Source organism: Stenotrophomonas sp. YJH_SMC_29 (assembly GCF_059371235.1).
Window position 1 is genome coordinate 108,235 of record NZ_JCAFUK010000008.1, and the last position, 16,075, is coordinate 124,309.

General features: G+C 67.1%; 18 protein-coding genes. 4 read left to right on the forward strand and 14 right to left on the reverse strand.

Annotated features, from left to right (window positions below):
- Positions 1-100 precede the first annotated feature (100 nt).
- From AC5P9I_RS10770 to pstS (AC5P9I_RS10815), 10 genes are all read right to left on the reverse strand, one after another.
- Positions 101-622 (reverse strand): HvfX family Cu-binding RiPP maturation protein, encoded by a 522-nt coding sequence (locus AC5P9I_RS10770; RefSeq protein ID WP_049467001.1) that lies wholly within the window; start codon positions 620-622, stop codon positions 101-103.
- Positions 623-646: 24 nt separating this feature from the next.
- On the reverse strand, positions 647-1,402 hold the full coding sequence (locus AC5P9I_RS10775) for an HvfC family RiPP maturation protein (RefSeq protein WP_049466999.1): 756 nt from the start codon (positions 1,400-1,402) through the stop codon (positions 647-649).
- Positions 1,395-2,270, reverse strand: a complete 876-nt coding sequence (locus AC5P9I_RS10780) for an HvfB family MNIO-type RiPP peptide maturase (RefSeq protein WP_049466996.1) — start codon at positions 2,268-2,270, stop codon at positions 1,395-1,397. The genes AC5P9I_RS10775 and AC5P9I_RS10780 overlap by 8 nt, the downstream gene beginning before the upstream one ends.
- Positions 2,257-2,610: an HvfA family oxazolone/thioamide-modified RiPP metallophore gene (locus AC5P9I_RS10785; protein WP_049466995.1), complete on the reverse strand. Its 354-nt coding sequence runs from the start codon at positions 2,608-2,610 to the stop codon at positions 2,257-2,259. The genes AC5P9I_RS10780 and AC5P9I_RS10785 overlap by 14 nt, the downstream gene beginning before the upstream one ends.
- A gap of 236 nt (positions 2,611-2,846) precedes the next feature.
- Positions 2,847-3,554 (reverse strand): phosphate signaling complex protein PhoU, encoded by a 708-nt coding sequence (phoU, locus tag AC5P9I_RS10790; protein ID WP_005408787.1) that lies wholly within the window; start codon positions 3,552-3,554, stop codon positions 2,847-2,849.
- Between the two features lie 65 nt (positions 3,555-3,619).
- Positions 3,620-4,450: a phosphate ABC transporter ATP-binding protein PstB gene (pstB, locus tag AC5P9I_RS10795; RefSeq protein ID WP_005408788.1), complete on the reverse strand. Its 831-nt coding sequence runs from the start codon at positions 4,448-4,450 to the stop codon at positions 3,620-3,622.
- Positions 4,451-4,469: 19 nt separating this feature from the next.
- Positions 4,470-5,333, reverse strand: a complete 864-nt coding sequence (gene pstA / locus AC5P9I_RS10800) for a phosphate ABC transporter permease PstA (RefSeq protein ID WP_049466993.1) — start codon at positions 5,331-5,333, stop codon at positions 4,470-4,472.
- Positions 5,333-6,301: a phosphate ABC transporter permease subunit PstC gene (gene pstC, locus AC5P9I_RS10805; protein ID WP_049466991.1), complete on the reverse strand. Its 969-nt coding sequence runs from the start codon at positions 6,299-6,301 to the stop codon at positions 5,333-5,335. Before pstC ends, pstA begins: the two co-directional genes overlap by 1 nt.
- Before the next feature lie 82 nt (positions 6,302-6,383).
- Positions 6,384-7,472, reverse strand: coding sequence for a phosphate ABC transporter substrate-binding protein PstS (gene pstS, locus AC5P9I_RS10810; protein WP_049466989.1), 1,089 nt, complete (start codon positions 7,470-7,472; stop codon positions 6,384-6,386).
- Between the two features lie 339 nt (positions 7,473-7,811).
- Positions 7,812-8,828 (reverse strand): phosphate ABC transporter substrate-binding protein PstS, encoded by a 1,017-nt coding sequence (gene pstS / locus AC5P9I_RS10815; protein ID WP_049466986.1) that lies wholly within the window; start codon positions 8,826-8,828, stop codon positions 7,812-7,814.
- A gap of 423 nt (positions 8,829-9,251) precedes the next feature.
- Between pstS (AC5P9I_RS10815) and AC5P9I_RS10820 the strand changes: the two genes are divergently transcribed.
- Positions 9,252-10,484 carry a porin gene (locus AC5P9I_RS10820; protein ID WP_049466984.1) on the forward strand — a complete coding sequence of 411 codons (1,233 nt, stop codon included), beginning with the start codon at positions 9,252-9,254 and terminating at the stop codon, positions 10,482-10,484.
- A gap of 81 nt (positions 10,485-10,565) precedes the next feature.
- On the opposite strand, the gene nth is transcribed toward AC5P9I_RS10820, so the two are convergent.
- The 3 genes from nth to AC5P9I_RS10835 are packed head-to-tail and all read right to left on the reverse strand — an operon-like array spanning position 10,566 to position 12,398.
- On the reverse strand, positions 10,566-11,258 hold the full coding sequence (gene nth / locus AC5P9I_RS10825) for an endonuclease III (protein WP_049466982.1): 693 nt from the start codon (positions 11,256-11,258) through the stop codon (positions 10,566-10,568).
- Entirely contained in the window at positions 11,258-11,611 is a 354-nt protein-coding gene (locus AC5P9I_RS10830; protein WP_049466981.1) for a hypothetical protein, read from the reverse strand. Before AC5P9I_RS10830 ends, nth begins: the two co-directional genes overlap by 1 nt.
- A 4-nt stretch (positions 11,612-11,615) precedes the next feature.
- Entirely contained in the window at positions 11,616-12,398 is a 783-nt protein-coding gene (locus tag AC5P9I_RS10835; protein WP_049466979.1) for an enoyl-CoA hydratase/isomerase family protein, read from the reverse strand.
- 167 nt (positions 12,399-12,565) lie between these two features.
- Between AC5P9I_RS10835 and AC5P9I_RS10840 the strand changes: the two genes are divergently transcribed.
- From AC5P9I_RS10840 to AC5P9I_RS10850, 3 genes are all read left to right on the forward strand, one after another.
- Positions 12,566-13,267, forward strand: a complete 702-nt coding sequence (locus AC5P9I_RS10840) for an FKBP-type peptidyl-prolyl cis-trans isomerase (RefSeq protein WP_005408797.1) — start codon at positions 12,566-12,568, stop codon at positions 13,265-13,267.
- A 125-nt stretch (positions 13,268-13,392) separates the two neighbouring features.
- Positions 13,393-14,196 carry a CoA pyrophosphatase gene (locus tag AC5P9I_RS10845; protein ID WP_049466976.1) on the forward strand — a complete coding sequence of 268 codons (804 nt, stop codon included), beginning with the start codon at positions 13,393-13,395 and terminating at the stop codon, positions 14,194-14,196.
- A complete protein-coding gene (locus AC5P9I_RS10850; protein ID WP_049466974.1) occupies positions 14,193-15,095 on the forward strand; it encodes a sulfurtransferase in 903 nt (300 codons plus the stop codon). Before AC5P9I_RS10845 ends, AC5P9I_RS10850 begins: the two co-directional genes overlap by 4 nt.
- Before the next feature lie 382 nt (positions 15,096-15,477).
- On the opposite strand, the gene AC5P9I_RS10855 is transcribed toward AC5P9I_RS10850, so the two are convergent.
- Positions 15,478-16,044 carry an N-acetylmuramoyl-L-alanine amidase gene (locus AC5P9I_RS10855; RefSeq protein WP_049469548.1) on the reverse strand — a complete coding sequence of 189 codons (567 nt, stop codon included), beginning with the start codon at positions 16,042-16,044 and terminating at the stop codon, positions 15,478-15,480.
- Between the last annotated feature and the right edge of the window lie 31 nt (positions 16,045-16,075).

The following is a 16,075-nucleotide window of genomic DNA, read 5'->3' on the forward strand; positions in this document are numbered from 1 at the left end:
GGGGCCCGGGTTTCCTGCGTGGGCGAGTTTTGACCAAGGTCGACAGCTGCCGGTGCAGCGCACGCCCAGGATCCCGGGAGGTGCCAACCTGGGTTGGCATTTACCGGACCGCAGGCCGTGCCGTGGTACCTGATGGCTGCCACCGAGCCAACCATGCATCCACGCTCAGCCTGCCGGCGCCGGTGAAGACCAGCGGCAGCAGCATGGCCATGAACAGCACCGGCAGCTTGTAGTTGCCAAAGCCCTGGTCACTGATCACATAGCCCATGGCGAGGTCGCCCAGTGACTGCCAGTCCATCGGCCAATGCACTGCGTAGGTGGCCACGATGGTCAGCACCAGCAGGCTGGCGGCGGCAAAGCGGGTGCCGAAGCCCATCAGCAGGCAGGCCGCACCGATCAGTTCGAACCACGTGGCAAGCTGCCAGTTCAGCGCGGCGGGCAGCTGGTTGAACGGGAACGGGAAGGCGTCCTGCAGATCGGCAAACCAGTTCTGCCCATGCAGTTTCTCGCGGCCGGATTCGAAGTATTCCCAGCCCAGCAGCAGGCGCAGGCCGAGCGGGGCCAACCAGGGGGCGAGACGGTCCAGCTGGCCGCGTGCGGCGGCCAGGAGCGGTAGCTTCATCGGTGGATCTCCGGGGAGGGGGTGTCAGGGTGGGGAGGCGAGCGGACCGATCACGCCGGCCTGCACGAACTGCTGCAGCAGCGCAGCACCCGGTTCGGCCAGGGCGTCCTCGGCCAGCCCGTGCGCGCGGGCCAGCTGCCGCAGGTAGGCCTGGCCTTCCAGCCCGGGCTGTTCGCCAATGCTGGACAGCAGGTACACCGCCAACGGGCTGAGTTCGGCGAATCGCACTTCGCCGCCGGCGTCGCGGCGGACCAGCAGGCCGGTCGGTTCGGTTGGAGGCCGGGTCGGTGCATCGTCGGCACCCAGGCGGTGCACCGGCCACTGGTACAGCAGCGGCCAGGCCAGCGGCGAGCGCTGCAGCGGCACGTGCAGCGGATCGGCAGCGCCGGGTGCGGGAAGGGGATCGGCCTGCAGCTGGTACAGCGCGGTTTCCACCCACTCGTAATGGGCCAGTTCGGCCAGCGCCGGGTGCGGCAGCTGCGGCTGCACCTGCAGCCACTGCACGAATTCGGCGGCCAGTTCGGTGAACAGCGGCGTCTGGCAGCGATGGTTGGCGAAGTAGTGGCGCACCAGTGCGCTCCAGGCCGGTTCGCCGAGCAGGCGCACGCAGACCGGGAAGCCATTGCTCAGCAGGCCCAGCAGGTTGTTGAACAGCAGGTGCTGGTAGACCGCCACGCGGCGGGGATCCAGTCCGGCCGGCGCGGGGACTGCCTGGGGGTCGCGCAGGTGCGCGGTGAACGCGTGCTGCTGCGCGCGCAGGGTGTCGGTGGCGTCAGCCATATGCAGCCCCGGCGTGGGCGGCCTGCAGGCGCCGGATGGTCTGCAGTTCGCCCCGCAGTTCCGCATAGGGCGGGAAATTGAAATCGCGTTCGAGCAGGGTGGGGCGCGGGCCGATGCGTGCATAGGTACGCGCCAGCAGCTCCCAGACCGGATCGATCACCGCGCTGCCATGGGTGTCGATCTTCAGGTCCGGTGCCTCGTCCAGGTGCCCGGCCACGTGCAGGCAGACGATGCGCTGCGCGGGCAGGCCGGCGATGAAGGCATCGGCATCGTAGCCGTGGTTGCAGGCGTTGACGTAGACATTGTTGACGTCCAGCAGCAGGTCGCAGTCGGCTTCGGCGAGCACCGCATTGGTGAACGCCAGTTCGTCCATCGCCGGTTCCGGCGCCAGGTAGTAGGACACGTTCTCCACCGCGATACGGCGGCCGAGCAGCTCCTGCACCCTGCGGATGCGCGCGGCGGTGTGGCGTACGGCTTCATCGGTGAACGGAATCGGCAGCAGGTCGTACAGGTGGCCGTCGTCGCTGCAGTAGCTCAGGTGCTCGCTGTACAGCGGTACCCGGTGTGTTTCCAGGAACTGCCTGACCTGTTCCAGCAGCTGGGTGTCCAGCGGGGCACTGCCGCCCAGCGACAGCGACAGGCCGTGGCAGCTCAGTGGATGGCGCTGCGCCAGTTCGGCCAGCGCATCACCGGCAGGTCCGCCGACACGGATCCAGTTCTCCGGCGCGCATTCGAGGAAGTCGAAGTCGCCTGCCGGGGCATCACGCAGATCCTGCAGCAGCGCCCGGCGCAGGCCCAGCCCTGCAGCCGCCGCACGAAGCGGCGACTGCGGGTGGACGAGGCGGGCGCCGACGTCAGTGCTTGCCACCGCACTTGCCTTCGCCACACTTGCCTTCGGCCGACTTCGTGTCGCCGGTCTTGGCCTTGGCACCGGCTGCACCTGCGGCCTTGCCCTTGTCGGCACCACACTTGCCTTCGCCGCTCTTGCCGTCGGCGCCACACTTGCCTTCGGCATGCTTGGTTGCGTCGGCGGCCATCTTGGTATCGGCGGCCTTGGCGTCGGTGCTGGCCTTGGCTGCCTGGCCGGCCACCAGGTAACCCTGGGCGAGGTCGCTCATGCTCAGGGCCGAGGCACTGGCGGTCATGCCCAGGCCGGCGGCCAGGGCGGTCGCGGTCAGCAGGGACAGGGTCTTGTTCGAACTGCTCATCGGTATTACTCCTGGGTGGTGGGCGGTTGCCCGGGGTGATTCGATGCTGCAGCGATCCTACTCAACGAATCCTCGCCGAGACCTCAAATTTTCGTGAGATCTGTTACAGAAGCCTCCGGCAGGTCCGCACCGGGCAAGCCCGGCGCCCACAATCCTGGGGAACACCGCAAAGAAAAAGGCCGCTGTCACCAGGACAGCGGCCACCTTGGAGTCGACTCCGGTGTTGCAGTGCAGCGTCAGGGCTGGCCGGTGCTGGAGGTCTCGTCGCGCTTCTCGCGCGGCGGCAGCGGCTGCTCACCGTGCACCAGGAACCACACGTTCTCGGCGATGTTGGTGGCGTGGTCGCCCACGCGCTCCAGGTTCTTGGCCATGAACAACAGGTGCGTGCACGGGGTGATGTTGCGCGGGTCTTCCATCATGTAGGTCAGCAGCTCGCGGAACAGCGCGGTGTACTGCGCGTCCAGGCGGGCGTCGTCCTCGCGCAGTTCCAGCGCGGCGTCGGCGTCGTTGTCGCGGTACGCCGCAATGGCGCGGCGCACCTGCTGCGCGGCCAGGCGGCCCAGCGCACGCAGGCCCTGGATCTGCGGCAGCGGCGGTACCTTGCCCAGCGCGATCGAACGCTTGGCAACATTGGCCGCGTAGTCGCCGATGCGCTCGATGTCGGCCGGAATGCGCAGGCCGGCAAGGATCTCGCGCAGGTCGCGCGCCATCGGGCCGCGCAGGGCCAGGCGCATCACGTCATGGCTGATCTGCTGCTCCAGCGCATCGATGGCTTCGTCGTTGGCGATGATGCGATGGGCGGCGTTCTCGTCGCGCTTCTCGATCACGTCCATCGACGCTTCGAGCTGGGCGACCGCCATCTCGCCCATGCGCACGATTTCGGCCACCAGCCGCTGCTGCTCTTCGTCGTAGCTCTTGACGATGTGGTCGTTGGGAAGGTTCATGGTCTGCAATCCGGGTAGAGCCAGGCCGTGCCTGGCTGGGACATGTGGCGAAGGATCAGCGTCGATCAGCCGAAGCGACCGGTGATGTAGTCCTCGGTCTGCCGCTGCGACGGCTGCGAGAAGATCACTTCGGTGCGGTCGTGCTCGATCAGGTCGCCCAGGTACATGAAGGCGGTGTAGTCGGACACGCGCGCGGCCTGCTGCATGTTGTGGGTGACGATCACGATCGTGTACTCGTGCTTGAGCTCTTCCACCAGCTGCTCGATGCGGCTGGTCGAGATCGGGTCCAGCGCCGAGGTCGGCTCGTCCAGCAGCAGCACCGACGGGCGCAGCGCCACGGCACGGGCGATGCACAGGCGCTGCTGCTGGCCGCCGGACAGGCCCAGTGCGCTCTGCCCCAGCTTGTCCTTCACCTCGTCCCACAGCGCGCCCTGGCGCAGCGCCTGCTCGACGCGGTCGGCCATGTCGGCCTTGCTCAGCTTCTCGTGGTGGCGGATGCCGTAGGCCACGTTCTCGAAGATGGTCATCGGGAACGGCACCGGCTTCTGGAACACCATGCCGACCTTGCTGCGCAGGCGGTTCATCGGGTACTTCGGCGACAGGATGTTCTCGCCGTCCAGCAGCACTTCGCCGCGCGCCTCCAGCTTCGGGTACAGCGCGTAGATGCGGTTGAAGATGCGCAGCAGGGTCGACTTGCCGCAACCGGAGGGACCGATCAGCGCGGTGACGCGCTTTTCCGGGATCTCCAGGTTGATGCCCTTCAGGGCGTGGAACTTGTCGTAGTAGAAGTCCAGTCCACGCGCAGCCAGCTTCACCGGCGACGGCGTGTGCAGGCTCTCGTGCGAGGACGGCACGGCGATGCGCTGCATCGGCACGGCGTTGGAAAGGTCGTTCATGGCGTTATCCACGGAAAGGTCAGTCATGGGAGATACGGTTGCGCAGCAGGATGCCGCGGGCGGCAAGGCTGACCAGCAACACGAAGACAGTCAGCACCAGGGCACCGGCCCAGGCCAGCACCTGCCAGGATTCATACGGGCTGCCGGCGAACTGGTTCATCACCACCGGCACCGAGGCCATCGGCTGGAAGATGTTGTTGTTCCAGTACTGGTTGCCGAAGGCGGTGAACAGCAGCGGTGCGGTTTCGCCAGAGATGCGGGCCAGCGCCAGCAGGATGCCGGTGATGATGCCGGCCGAGGCACTGCGGTACAGCACCTGCACGATCACCTTCCACTGCGGGATGCCCAGCGACAGGGCCGCTTCGCGCATCTGCGAGGGCACCAGCCGCAGCATCTCGTCGGTGGTGCGCACCACCACCGGCAGCACGATGAAGGCCAGCGACAGGGCACCGGCGAACGCCGAGAAGTTGCCACCGGTCTGCATCACGTACAGGGTGTAGACGAACAGGCCGAGCACGATCGATGGGGCCGACAATAGGATGTCGTTGACGAAGCGGACCACGGTGCCGGCCTTGCGGGCGTTGCCGTACTCGGCCAGCCAGGTGCCGGCCAGCACGCCCAGCGGGGTACCGATGCCGATCGCCAGCGCGCACATCACCGCGCTGCCGAAGAAGGCGTTGGCGAGGCCGCCTTCCTGCATCGGCGGCGGCGTCATCTTGGTGAACAGATCCAGGTTGATGCCGGCCAGGCCCTTGGAGGCCAGGGTGAACAGGATCCAGCCCAGGAAGAACAGGCCGAACAGGGCGGTGGCGCAGGACGCGGTGATGGCGATGACATTGCCGATGCGGCGGCGCAGGTACAGCGAATCAGCGGTGGTGGACATCAGTTGCCCTCCTTGCGGGACAGGCGCATCAGCATCAGGCGGGCGATGGCCAGCACCACGAAGGTGACGATGAAGAGGACGAAGCCGAGCAGCAGCAGGGCCGAGCGGTAGGTTTCAGTGGCTTCGCCGAAATCGTTGGCGATCAGCGCGGCGATGGTGGTGCCCGGTTCCAGCAGCGACGGCGACAGGCGCACGCTGTTGCCGATCACGAAGGCCACCGCCATCGTCTCGCCCAGGGCACGGCCGAGGCCGAGGAAGATGCCGCCGATCACCGCCGAGCGGGTGTAGGGCAGCACGATGTCCCAGCTCACTTCCCACTTGGTGGAACCCAGCGCATAGGCCGATTCCTTCAGGCGGGTCGGCACGGTCAGGAACACTTCGCGCATCACCGAGGAAATGAACGGAATGACCATGATGGCCAGCACGAAACCGGCGGTGAGCATGCCGATGCCCAGCGGCGGGCCCTGGAACAGCGGACCGATGACCGGCCATTCGCCCAGGGTTTCGTTGAGGAACGGGGTGACGTACTCGGTCATCACCGGCACCAGCACGAACAGGCCCCACATGCCGTAGATGATGGAGGGAATGCCCGCCAGCAGCTCGATGGCGGTACCGACCGGGCCACGCAGCCAGCGCGGCGCGACTTCGGTGAGGAAGAACGCGATGCCGAAGCTGACCGGCACGGCAATGACCATCGCGATGACGGCGGTGACCAGGGTGCCGTAGATCGGCGCGAGCGCGCCGAACTTGTTTTCGACCGGGTTCCAGTCGGCCGAGAAGAAGAAGCTCAGGCCCTGCATCTGCAGGGCATGGCGGCCGCCCCACAGCATCGACAGCGCGGCGCAGGCCAGGGCGATCAGGACGAAGATGACGGTGCCGACCAGCACCCATCGGAACAGTTTGTCGTTGCGGGCATCACGCGCATCGCGCGTGGACGGGGCGGCTACAGGCTGGGCGATGGCATTCATGGGGACGGCAGGGCCAGGAAGGGGCGGGGCGGTATGGCGTGGAAGAAGCGGTGCCCGCGCGGGGCGGGCACCGTCGGGTCCATCACTTCAGGTCGGTCGCCCAGTAGGCCTCGATCTGCTTGACCAGTTCGGCCGGCAGCGGCACGTAGTGCAGCTCGTTGGCCTGGGCCTGGCCGTTCTCGAAGGCCCACTTGAAGAAGGCCAGGGTGTCCTGGTTGCGCTTGGCGTCCTTCGGCTTCTTCTGCATCAGCATGAAGTTGGTGGCGGTGATCGGCCACGCCTGCTCGCCCGGTGCGTTGGTGATGACCAGGTTGAAGTCCTTGGCGCTGGCCCAGTCGGCGCTGGCGGCCGCTGCGGCAAAGGTTTCCGCGCTCGGCTCGACCCAGTTGCCGGCGGCGTTCTGCATGGCGGTGTACGGCATGCCGTTCTGCAGCGCGTAGGCCAGCTCGACATAGCCGATCGAGCCCTTGATCTGCTTCACGTAGGACGCGACGCCTTCATTGCCCTTGCCACCGACGCCGTCCGGCCACTGCACCGAGGTGCCTTCGCCGACCTTGTTCTTCCACTCCGGGCTGACCTTGGACAGGTAGTTGGAGAAGTTGAAGGTGGTGCCCGAACCGTCCGAACGGTGGACCAGGGTGATCTTGCCGTCCGGCAGCTTCACGCCCGGGTTGGCAGCGACGATGGCCGGGTCGTTCCAGGTCTTGACCTTGCCCAGGAAGATGTCGGCCAGCAGGGCGCCGCTCAGGCGCAGCTTGCCGCCTTCCAGGCCGTCGATGTTGACCACCGGCACCACGCCGCCGATGGCCGACGGGAACTGCGCCAGGCCGGCCTGGGCCAGCTCTTCGCTGCTCAGCGGCTTGTCGGAGGAACCGAAGTCGACGGTGCCGGCCTTGATCTGGGCGATGCCGCCGCCGGAGCCGATCGACTGGTAGTTGATCCTGGCGCCGGTGCTGGCGTTGTAGTCGGCCGACCACTTGGAGACCAGCGGGAAGATGAAGGAGGCGCCCGCACCGGACACTTCGGCGGTCACCTTGGCACCGGCGGCGGCCGGGGCAGCGGCACCGTCGGCCGCCGGCTGCTGCGCGGCCTGCTTGTCGCCACCGCAGGCCGACAGGCCCAGGGCGATGGCCAGGGAAAGGGCGGCAAGGCCGGCCGAGTGCAGTTTCATGGTCACTCCATAGCGGGTAGAGCCGACGGCGTCGGCGGATGCGGCTATGAAATGATGTTTTTGTTACAGCCGTATTACGCGCATGACAGAGGTGTCCTGGATCACGTTCCGACAAGGGTTTCACAGGGTGGGCGCCGATCCGGCAGGGGCCCGGTGACCCCGGATCTGCGCACCGATAGCACCGGCCGGTGCAAGGTAGCGCCGAGCGTGGGTTCGGCGCTACAGAGGCAGGTGCACCCCCGAAAAGAAGAAGAGCGCGAGATCTCGAGGATCTCGCGCCCGGTTGGGGCCGGCGGGGGAGAGAGGACCCGCCGGCCCCGTTCCTGCGGGGGAACGTGCTTACTTCAGGTTCTGCGACCAGTAGGTCTCGATCTGGCGGACCAGGCTGTCCGGCAGCGGCACGTAGTCCAGCTGGCGGGCCTGGGCGTCGCCGCTCTTGTAGACCCAGCGGAAGAACTCCTGGGTGGCCTTGCCGTTGGCAGCATTCTTCGGCTTCTTGTGCACCAGGATGAAGTTGGTGGCGGTGATCGGCCAGGACTCGGCGCCCGGGGCGTTGGTCATCACCAGGTAGAAGTCCTTGGCGTTGGCCCAGTCGGCGCTGGCGGCGGCGGCGGCGAACGACGCGTCGCTCGGCTGCACGAACCTGCCGGCGGCGTTCTTCATCGTGGTGTACGACAGCTTGTTCTGCAGCGCGTAGGACAGTTCGACGTAGCCGATGCCGCCCTTGATCTGCTTCACGTAGGCAGCAACGCCTTCGTTGCCCTTGCCACCGATGCCGGCCGGCCACTGGACCGAGGTGCCTTCACCGACCGAGGTCTTCCATTCCGGGCTGACCTTGGACAGGTAGTTGACGAAGTTGAAGGTGGTGCCCGAACCATCCGAGCGGTGCACGACGGTGATCTTCGCGCTCGGCAGGGTCACGCCCGGGTTCAGCGCGGCGATGGCCGGGTCGTTCCAGGTCTTGATCTTGCCCAGGAAGATGTTGGCCAGCACGGTGCCGTCCAGCTTCAGTGCGCCGGGGGCGATGCCGGCCACGTTGACCACCGGCACCACGCCGCCGATCACCGACGGGAACTGTGCCAGGCCCGAAGCGGCCAGCTCTTCCGGCTTCAGCGGCGCGTCGGAGGAGCCGAAATCAACGGTCTTGGCCTTGATCTGCGCAATGCCGCCGCCGGAACCGATCGACTGGTAGTTGACCTTGTTGCTGGTGGCGGCGTTGTAGTCGGCCGACCACTTCGACATCACCGGGTAGATGAACGAGGCGCCCGCGCCGGTGATTTCAGCGGCGTTGGCGGCGAACACGGACGACGCTGCGAAGACGGCAACGGCAACGCGCGACTTGAAGGCGTGGATCACGGGGTGGCTCCTGGGTTGATTGGGATGCGGGGTTACCCGCCCGGCGCACATTCCATAACGGTTCGATGACAGCGCCGGGACCGTTGTATGACGCATCCGTTACAGCGCGTCCCGGCAGCCCTGCGCCGCCGCGCAGCGTGCAGCGGTTCAACCTCGTTCCCTGGCTCCAGGGAACGCGTGCCGGGGGGCGTGGCCGGGCCGGCGCGTGCACTGCCATGGATTCATCACGCCCGCGGCCGCAGCCGATCGGCCCGCAGGGAAAGGCAAATGAGTCGTACGCATGACCGCAGGAAGAAATCTGTGGTTGGTGCGCACTCTGTCATTCGGTTGTCATGGTTTTAACGGAACGTTCGCAAAACGCTTGACCGGCCTGCCGGCGTGGCGTTCTGCCCAAGCCATTCCAACCCTCTGGAGAAATCCAAAATGCGTTCCCATTTGCTCGCCGCCGCGGTCGTTGCAAGCCTCGGTCTGGTTTCCGCCGACGCCTTCGCAGCCCCTGCCAGCACGGGCGTATCCCAGGCACAGCTGCAGCAGCTGCAGGCACAGATCGCCGCGCTGCAGGCCCAGGTCCAGCAGTTGCAGAACGATTCGCAGGCACTGCAGGCGCAGTCCGACGCGCAGTCTGAAGTGAACATCACCCAGGCACAGGCCCTGGAAGGTGCGCAGAAGACCCAGACCAGCGTCGACAAGCTGGCCAAGCTGGTCAATGACAACAAGATCGGCGGTCGCATGTTCTTCGACCTGACCAACATCGACAAGACCAGCAACGGCAAGGACACCGCCGCCAGCGGCACCGGCCTGGACGTCAAGCGCTTCTACCTGACCGTCGACCACAAGTTCAACGACATCTGGTCGGCCAACCTGACCACCGACTTCCAGTACAGCTCGGCCATCGGCAACACCGAACTGTTCGTCAAGAAGGCCTACGTGCAGGGCAGCTTCGACCCGGCCTTCAACCTGCGCGTCGGTGCCGCCGACATGCCGTGGATCCCGTACGTCGAGAAGTTCTACGGCATGCGTTATGTCGAGAACACGCTGACCGACCGCCTGAAGTACGGCAACTCGTCCGACTGGGGCCTGCATGGCTTCGGCAACCTGGGCAACAACTTCAACTACGCCGTGTCGGTCGTGTCCGGCGCCGGCTACAAGAACCCGACCCGCAGCAAGGGCATGGACGTGGAAGGCCGCGTGGCCTACACCCCGAACGAGAACTTCGTGGTGGCCGTGGGTGGCTACAGCGGCAAGCTGGGCAAGGAAACCGACATCCAGAGCGCCGAGAACACCTACACCCGCGCCAACGCGATGGTGGCCTATGCCGACAGCGACTTCCGCGTCGGCGGCGAGTACTTCCAGGCCAAGAACCTCAACAACGTGATGACCGTTGCCACCGACAAGTCCAGCGGCTGGTCGGTGTGGGGCAGCGTGCGCGTCACCGACGGCGGTATCAACGTGTTCGGTCGTTACGATGACACCGACGTCAGCAAGACCCTGGACCCGACCCTGAGCGACAAGTACTGGAACGTGGGCGTCGAGTTCCCGGTCATGAAGAACCTGAAGCTGTCGACCGTGTACAAGTACACGCACCTGGCCAACGCCGGCGACAAGAAGAACGACAAGACCAAGGAATTCGGCGTGTGGGGCGATCTGTCGTTCTGATCTCCTGAAGCACCCTTGTCCATGTACGCGGACGGCGGGCCTTGTGCCCGCCGTCTTCGTTTCGTCACGACACAATCCGGGTCACGCTTCGGCCGGCGTCTTTTCCTTGAACCGGCACAGGTCGGCGATCACGCAGCCCGGGCAATCCGGCTTGCGCGCCTTGCACACATAACGGCCGTGCAGGATCAGCCAGTGATGCGCGTCGAGCAGGAACTCGGCGGGGATCACCTTCACCAGCGTGTCCTCCACTTCGCGCACATTCTTGCCCGGAGCCAGGCCGGTACGGTTGGAGACGCGGAAGATATGCGTATCCACCGCCATCACCGGCTCGCCGAACGCGGTGTTGAGGACCACGTTGGCGGTCTTGCGGCCGACACCGGGCAGCGCTTCCAGCGCTTCGCGGTCGCGCGGCACTTCGCCGCCGTACTTCTGCAGCAGGATGGCGCAGGTGGCGATCACGTTCTTCGCCTTGGCGTTGAACAAGCCGATGGTGGAGATGTACGGCTTCAGGCCATCCTCGCCGAGCGCCAGGATCGTCGCCGGCGTGTTGGCGACCGGGAACAGACGACGCGTGGCCTTGTTGACGCCGACGTCGGTCGCCTGCGCCGACAGCGCCACGGCCACCAGCAGCTCGAACGGCGAGCTGTACTCCAGTTCGGTTTTGGGGTGCGGGTTGAGCTCGCGCAGGCGGGTGAACATTTCCACCACGTCGGCGCGCGGCATGCGGCCGCCGCGCCGCGCCGGTGCGCGGGCCGTCTTCTTCACGGTGGCCATTACGGCTCCTTGCCGGTGGCGCGGGCCTTGGCCCGGGCGAGGATCGCGGCGGCCGCAGCGGGCAGGGCGGGCTTCACGTCCGGCGCCGGGGCCGGGGTGCGACGCGCATCGCGCTCGGCCTCGCGCCGGGCCAGGCGCACCGTGCGGGCGCGGTAGCGTTCGCGTGCGGCCCAGGCCGCCTGCAGCTGCTGCTGGGCCTGGCACAGGCGCTGCGGAAGGTCCGGATGACCGGGGAGCAGTTGCTCGTCGCCGGCACGGGCGACATAGTCCATCAGCCCGGCCTGCAGGGCGCCGTCGAGATCGTCTGCCTGGACCCGGGCGAACAGCTGCGCGGTGTTGGGTCGGGATGCCATGGCGTCAGCGGTTCTGGAACGCCGGCGGACGGCGCTGCAGGAACGCGCTGGTGCCTTCGCGCATGTCCTCGGTGGCAAACAGCAGGCCGAACTGCGCGCTTTCATACTCCAACCCGGCTTCCAGGCTGCATTCGCCGCCCACGTGCACCGCATCGAGCAGCCCACGCAGGGCCAGCGGCGCCGAGCGTGCCAGCTGTCGGGCAATGTCCTGCACGCGGTTGTCCAGCGCGTCGGCGGGCACGACTTCGTTGACGATGCCCAGTTCCAGCGCACGCGCGGCGTCGATCGGCGCCCCCAGCAGGCACAGCTCCAGGGTGGCGGCGCGGCCGCACAGGCGCAGCAGGCGCTGGCTGCCGCCGAAGCCGGGGATCAGGCCGAGGTTGATTTCCGGTTGGCCGACCTTGGCGGTATCGGCGGCGATGCGCAGGTGGCAGGCCATCGCCAGTTCCAGGCCGCCGCCCAGCGCAAACCCATTCACGCGCGCGATGACCGGCTTGGGCATCCGCTCGATCTTGCGCATCAGGGCCTGGCCCAGCAGTGAGAAATCACGTCCCTGAACGGCGCTGAGGGTATTCATCTCGGCGATGTCCGCCCCGGCCACGAAGGCCTTCGGGCCGGCCCCGGTCAACACCACCACGCGCACCTGTGGATCGGCAGCGGCCTCGCCGAAGGCGTCGGCCAGGGCCTGCAGGGTGGCGGCGTTGAGGGCGTTGAGCTTGTCCGGGCGCTGGACGGTCACGGTGCGGATGGCGCCGTCGTCGGTGACAGCGATCAGGGCATCGGCCACGGGGAAACTCCTGGAACGTTAAAAAAAAGTGATATTGAACTCTGCAAACGCAGACGGGTCATAGCCTGCATCGTGAGTGGCGGTTACACGTTGCGCCCGTTATCCTAACCCGTCGCCTCAGGGCGGCGCAGAACGTCCCTGAGTTACCACCCCTGGAGAACTGTTTGATGAAGTTGCGTTCTATCGCGGTCGCCGTCGCGGCCCTGGCCCTGACGGGCAATGCCTTCGCCCAGGACGTCTCGTCCGAAAAGGGCAAGCTGAGCTACTACTTCGGTTACGACTACGGCAACAACCTGGCGGAGCTGACCGGTCGTGGTGAGCAGCTGGACATCAACTCGGTGGTGAAGGGCCTGCAGGATGCCTACGCCAAGAAGCAGCCGGCGATCACCGCCGAGCAGCTGAAGCCGGCCGTTGAAGCGTTCCAGAAGCGCGAGCAGGGCCGTGCCCAGGCTGCCAAGGCCGAGTACGAAAAGGCGGCTGCCGAAAACAAGACCAAGAGCGATCAGTTCATCGCGGCGAACAAGGCCAAGGCCGGCGTGCAGTCCCTGCCGAGCGGCGTCCAGTACCGCGTGATCGAAGCCGGCAAGGGTGCCAAGCCGACCCAGGCCAGCACCGTGCAGCTGGAAGTGGCCGGTCCGTTCCCGTATGGCCAGCGCCCGACCGAAGCCCGCCCGGCCCAGCAGATCCCGTCGATCAAGGTCAGCGAAGTCGAAATGAAGGCCATGCGCGAGACCCTGCTGCAGATGCCGGCCGGCTCGAAGTGGGAAGTCACCCTGCCGCCGGACCAGGCCTACGGTGCCGACCCGCGCACCCCGTTCCCGCCGAACGTGGCTGTGCAGTTCGAGATCAAGCTGGTCAGCGTCAAGTAAATCGAAGCAGCAGACGAAACGCGCCGGTGATTCCACCGGCGCGTTTCTGTTTGCGCAGTGCGCTGCGTGCCGCATCATCGCGCGCAAATTCAGCCCGATCGCGCTACTGTTGCCGGGTGCAAACAATGGAAGAATCGGCGCGTGTTGTCGCAAGTCCCTGCATCGGAGTGTGCACGCTGGATCCGCACCGGCAATGCACCGGCTGCGCGCGGCATATCGATGAGATCGCGCGGTGGTCGTCGATGAGCAACGAGGAACGCAGTCGCATCCTGCATCGCGTGCAGCCCCTGCGCCAGCAACTGCAGCAGTCGCTGCGCGGTTCGCTGGCCGACCACGAACGGCTGATGCGCGCGCTGCACCCGCTGGCCGAACCGCCGGTCGGCGACGGCTGGAACCGCAGCGAGCTGATCGACCTGCTGCCGCCCGGGCCGCCAGTGGAAGCGGCAGTGCTGGCCGGCATCGTGCCGCGTGCCAACGGTGCGCAGGTGATCCTCACCCGTCGCACCGAAACCCTGCGCACGCACGGGGGCCAGGTCGGATTCCCCGGCGGCCGCACCGAGCCTGACGACCGCGACGCGCTGGCGGCCGCACTGCGCGAGAGCCAGGAAGAAATCGCATTGGCGCCCGGCCAGGTGCAGGCGCTGGGGTATCTCGATCCTTTCGTGACGATCACCGGCTACCGGGTCACGCCGGTGGTGGCGGTCGTCGATCCGGATTTCGTGCCGGTGCCGCAGCCCAGTGAGGTGGCCGAGGTGTTCGAGGTGCCACTGGATTATCTGATGGCGCCCGACAACCTGCGCCAGGTCGAAATCACCCATCGCGGCCGGGTTCGACACGTCCTGGAGTATGGCTGGCCGGGCCAGCGCATCTGGGGCGCGACCGCCGCCATTCTCTACAACCTGCGTCGCCGCCTGGAGCAAGTGCAATGAAGCCGATCGATCCGCCGTGGACCCCCCTGGTCGATGTCGCCACCCTGGCCGCCGCGTTGGGTGACGGCGTGCGCGTGGTCGATGCGCGCGCCACCGCCAGCACTGCCGTGCGAGTGGTCGATGCGCGGGCCTCGCTGGCCGACCCGCAGGCGGGAAGCAGCCAGTATCTGGCCGGCCATATCCCGGGTGCGGTGCATGCCGATCTGAATCGTGACCTGTCCGATCTGTCGCGCGTCGGCCACGGTCGCCATCCACTGCCGGACAGCGATGCCTTTGCCGCGAAGCTCGGCCAGTGGGGTATCGGTCCTGACACCCAGGTGGTGGTCTACGACGGCAGCGATGGCAGCATGGCCGCCGCGCGCCTGTGGTGGCTGCTGCGCCTGATCGGCCACACCCGGGTGTCCGTGCTCGATGGAGGCATCGCCGCCTGGGAGGCCGCCGGTCACGCGCTGGCGAGCGGGCCGGCTGAAGTGACGGCGTTACCTGCCTACCCGGGCCGTTTCGACACCACGCAGATCGCCAACGCCGATGAAATCAGTGCACGGCTGAAGCACGCGCCGGGCTGGCTGGTCGACGCGCGCGCGGGCGAACGCTTCCGCGGCGAAGTCGAGCCGCTGGACCCGGTGGCCGGGCATGTGCCGGGCGCGGTCAACCGTCCGTTTGCGTTGAACGTCGCCGACGGCCGCCTGCGCGACCCACAGGCGCTGCGCGCCGAACTGCAGGGCGTGATCGGCAATCGCGATCCGCAGCAGGTGGTGCTGATGTGCGGCTCGGGCGTGACCGCCTGCCACCTGCTGCTGGCGATGGAAACGGCCGGCCTGTCCGGCGCACGCATCTATGCCGATTCCTGGAGCGGCTGGGTGAGCGACAGCAGCCGCCCGGTGGCGACCGGCGCCTGAGCCGCGCGGGGTCGGATCCGTTTTCCAACGGAGAACGGTTCTGACCCCATCAACCGAAAATCGGGTCAGAGCCCGTTGCGTAGCAACGGGATCCGACCCCGTGTCGATTCGAAGGATCGCGGAGAACTGTCGAAGGCGGGGTGGGGCCGGTTGCGGGGGCGTGAGCCGCATGGATGCGGCGACCGAGCTTACATGGGTGAGGGCGCTTTGCTTGCGAAGCACTGCTTCGCAAGCGCCCGAACGCCCAGCCGCCAGCGGCTGGGCCGGGCCCCGGAGGGGGACTTGCAGCGGCCCCCGCAACCGGACCCACCCCGCCATCCCTCGGAATGCCAGCTCTTGACGTTGACGTTGCTTCTGCGGGCGCAGGGCGCAGCCCTGCCACTTACCCAACCGGCTGCAGCGGCACCTTCGCCAGCACCCGCGCCCACGGGAACAGCGGCCCCGGGTCGCGCTTGCGCGCCACCGTCAGTGCCGCGTCATCGCTGGCCGGCACCTGCTCCAGGTCCAGCTGGTCATGCCCGGCAATCCGCTGCAGCGACGGATAGCGCACCACCAGCGCCTGCAGCAGCCGCTCCAGCGCTTCCAGCTGCGCCTCGGTGTAGGCCTCGTCCATCGCCTGGTGACGGCTGTCGAACCAGTGCGGGTAGCGCCCGGTATTGACCAGCTCGATACCCAGCGTATGCGCGTTCATGCCGCGCACGTGGTGGGCCACGCGTTCGGGCGCAACGTACTGCACCACGCTGCCATCGCGGTCGATGTAGAAGTGCCCGCTGTTGCCGGCACCGCTGTCATACAGCACGCGCTCGCCGTACTCGCGGGCGGTCGCCAGATCGGGCAGCTCGGTGCAGTGGATCACCACCATCTCCAGCGTGGCCGGATCGCGCAGCGGCAGTCGGTCGTGGTAGGGCAGGGGCTGCAGCTGCAGGCCGGGCAGGAGCGGGTTGGGCATCCGGCGATGCTAGCATTGCGGCATGAACCTG

Bases quoted from the DNA above. Each gene is read 5' to 3' on its own strand.
- pstA (WP_049466993.1), bottom strand. From the start codon at position 5,333: ATGTCCACCACCGCTGATTCGCTGTACCTGCGCCGCCGCATCGGCAAT.
- AC5P9I_RS10840 (WP_005408797.1), top strand. From the start codon at position 12,566: ATGAAGTTGCGTTCTATCGCGGTCGCCGTCGCGGCCCTGGCCCTGACG.
- nth (WP_049466982.1), bottom strand. From the start codon at position 11,258: ATGGCCACCGTGAAGAAGACGGCCCGCGCACCGGCGCGGCGCGGCGGC.
- pstB (WP_005408788.1), bottom strand. From the start codon at position 4,450: ATGAACGACCTTTCCAACGCCGTGCCGATGCAGCGCATCGCCGTGCCG.
- AC5P9I_RS10785 (WP_049466995.1), bottom strand. From the start codon at position 2,610: ATGAGCAGTTCGAACAAGACCCTGTCCCTGCTGACCGCGACCGCCCTG.
- AC5P9I_RS10830 (WP_049466981.1), bottom strand. From the start codon at position 11,611: ATGGCATCCCGACCCAACACCGCGCAGCTGTTCGCCCGGGTCCAGGCA.
- pstS (WP_049466989.1), bottom strand. From the start codon at position 7,472: ATGAAACTGCACTCGGCCGGCCTTGCCGCCCTTTCCCTGGCCATCGCC.
- AC5P9I_RS10855 (WP_049469548.1), bottom strand. From the start codon at position 16,044: ATGCCCAACCCGCTCCTGCCCGGCCTGCAGCTGCAGCCCCTGCCCTAC.
- AC5P9I_RS10775 (WP_049466999.1), bottom strand. From the start codon at position 1,402: ATGGCTGACGCCACCGACACCCTGCGCGCGCAGCAGCACGCGTTCACC.
- pstC (WP_049466991.1), bottom strand. From the start codon at position 6,301: ATGAATGCCATCGCCCAGCCTGTAGCCGCCCCGTCCACGCGCGATGCG.
- AC5P9I_RS10850 (WP_049466974.1), top strand. From the start codon at position 14,193: ATGAAGCCGATCGATCCGCCGTGGACCCCCCTGGTCGATGTCGCCACC.
- phoU (WP_005408787.1), bottom strand. From the start codon at position 3,554: ATGAACCTTCCCAACGACCACATCGTCAAGAGCTACGACGAAGAGCAG.
- AC5P9I_RS10845 (WP_049466976.1), top strand. From the start codon at position 13,393: ATGGAAGAATCGGCGCGTGTTGTCGCAAGTCCCTGCATCGGAGTGTGC.
- AC5P9I_RS10820 (WP_049466984.1), top strand. From the start codon at position 9,252: ATGCGTTCCCATTTGCTCGCCGCCGCGGTCGTTGCAAGCCTCGGTCTG.
- AC5P9I_RS10770 (WP_049467001.1), bottom strand. From the start codon at position 622: ATGAAGCTACCGCTCCTGGCCGCCGCACGCGGCCAGCTGGACCGTCTC.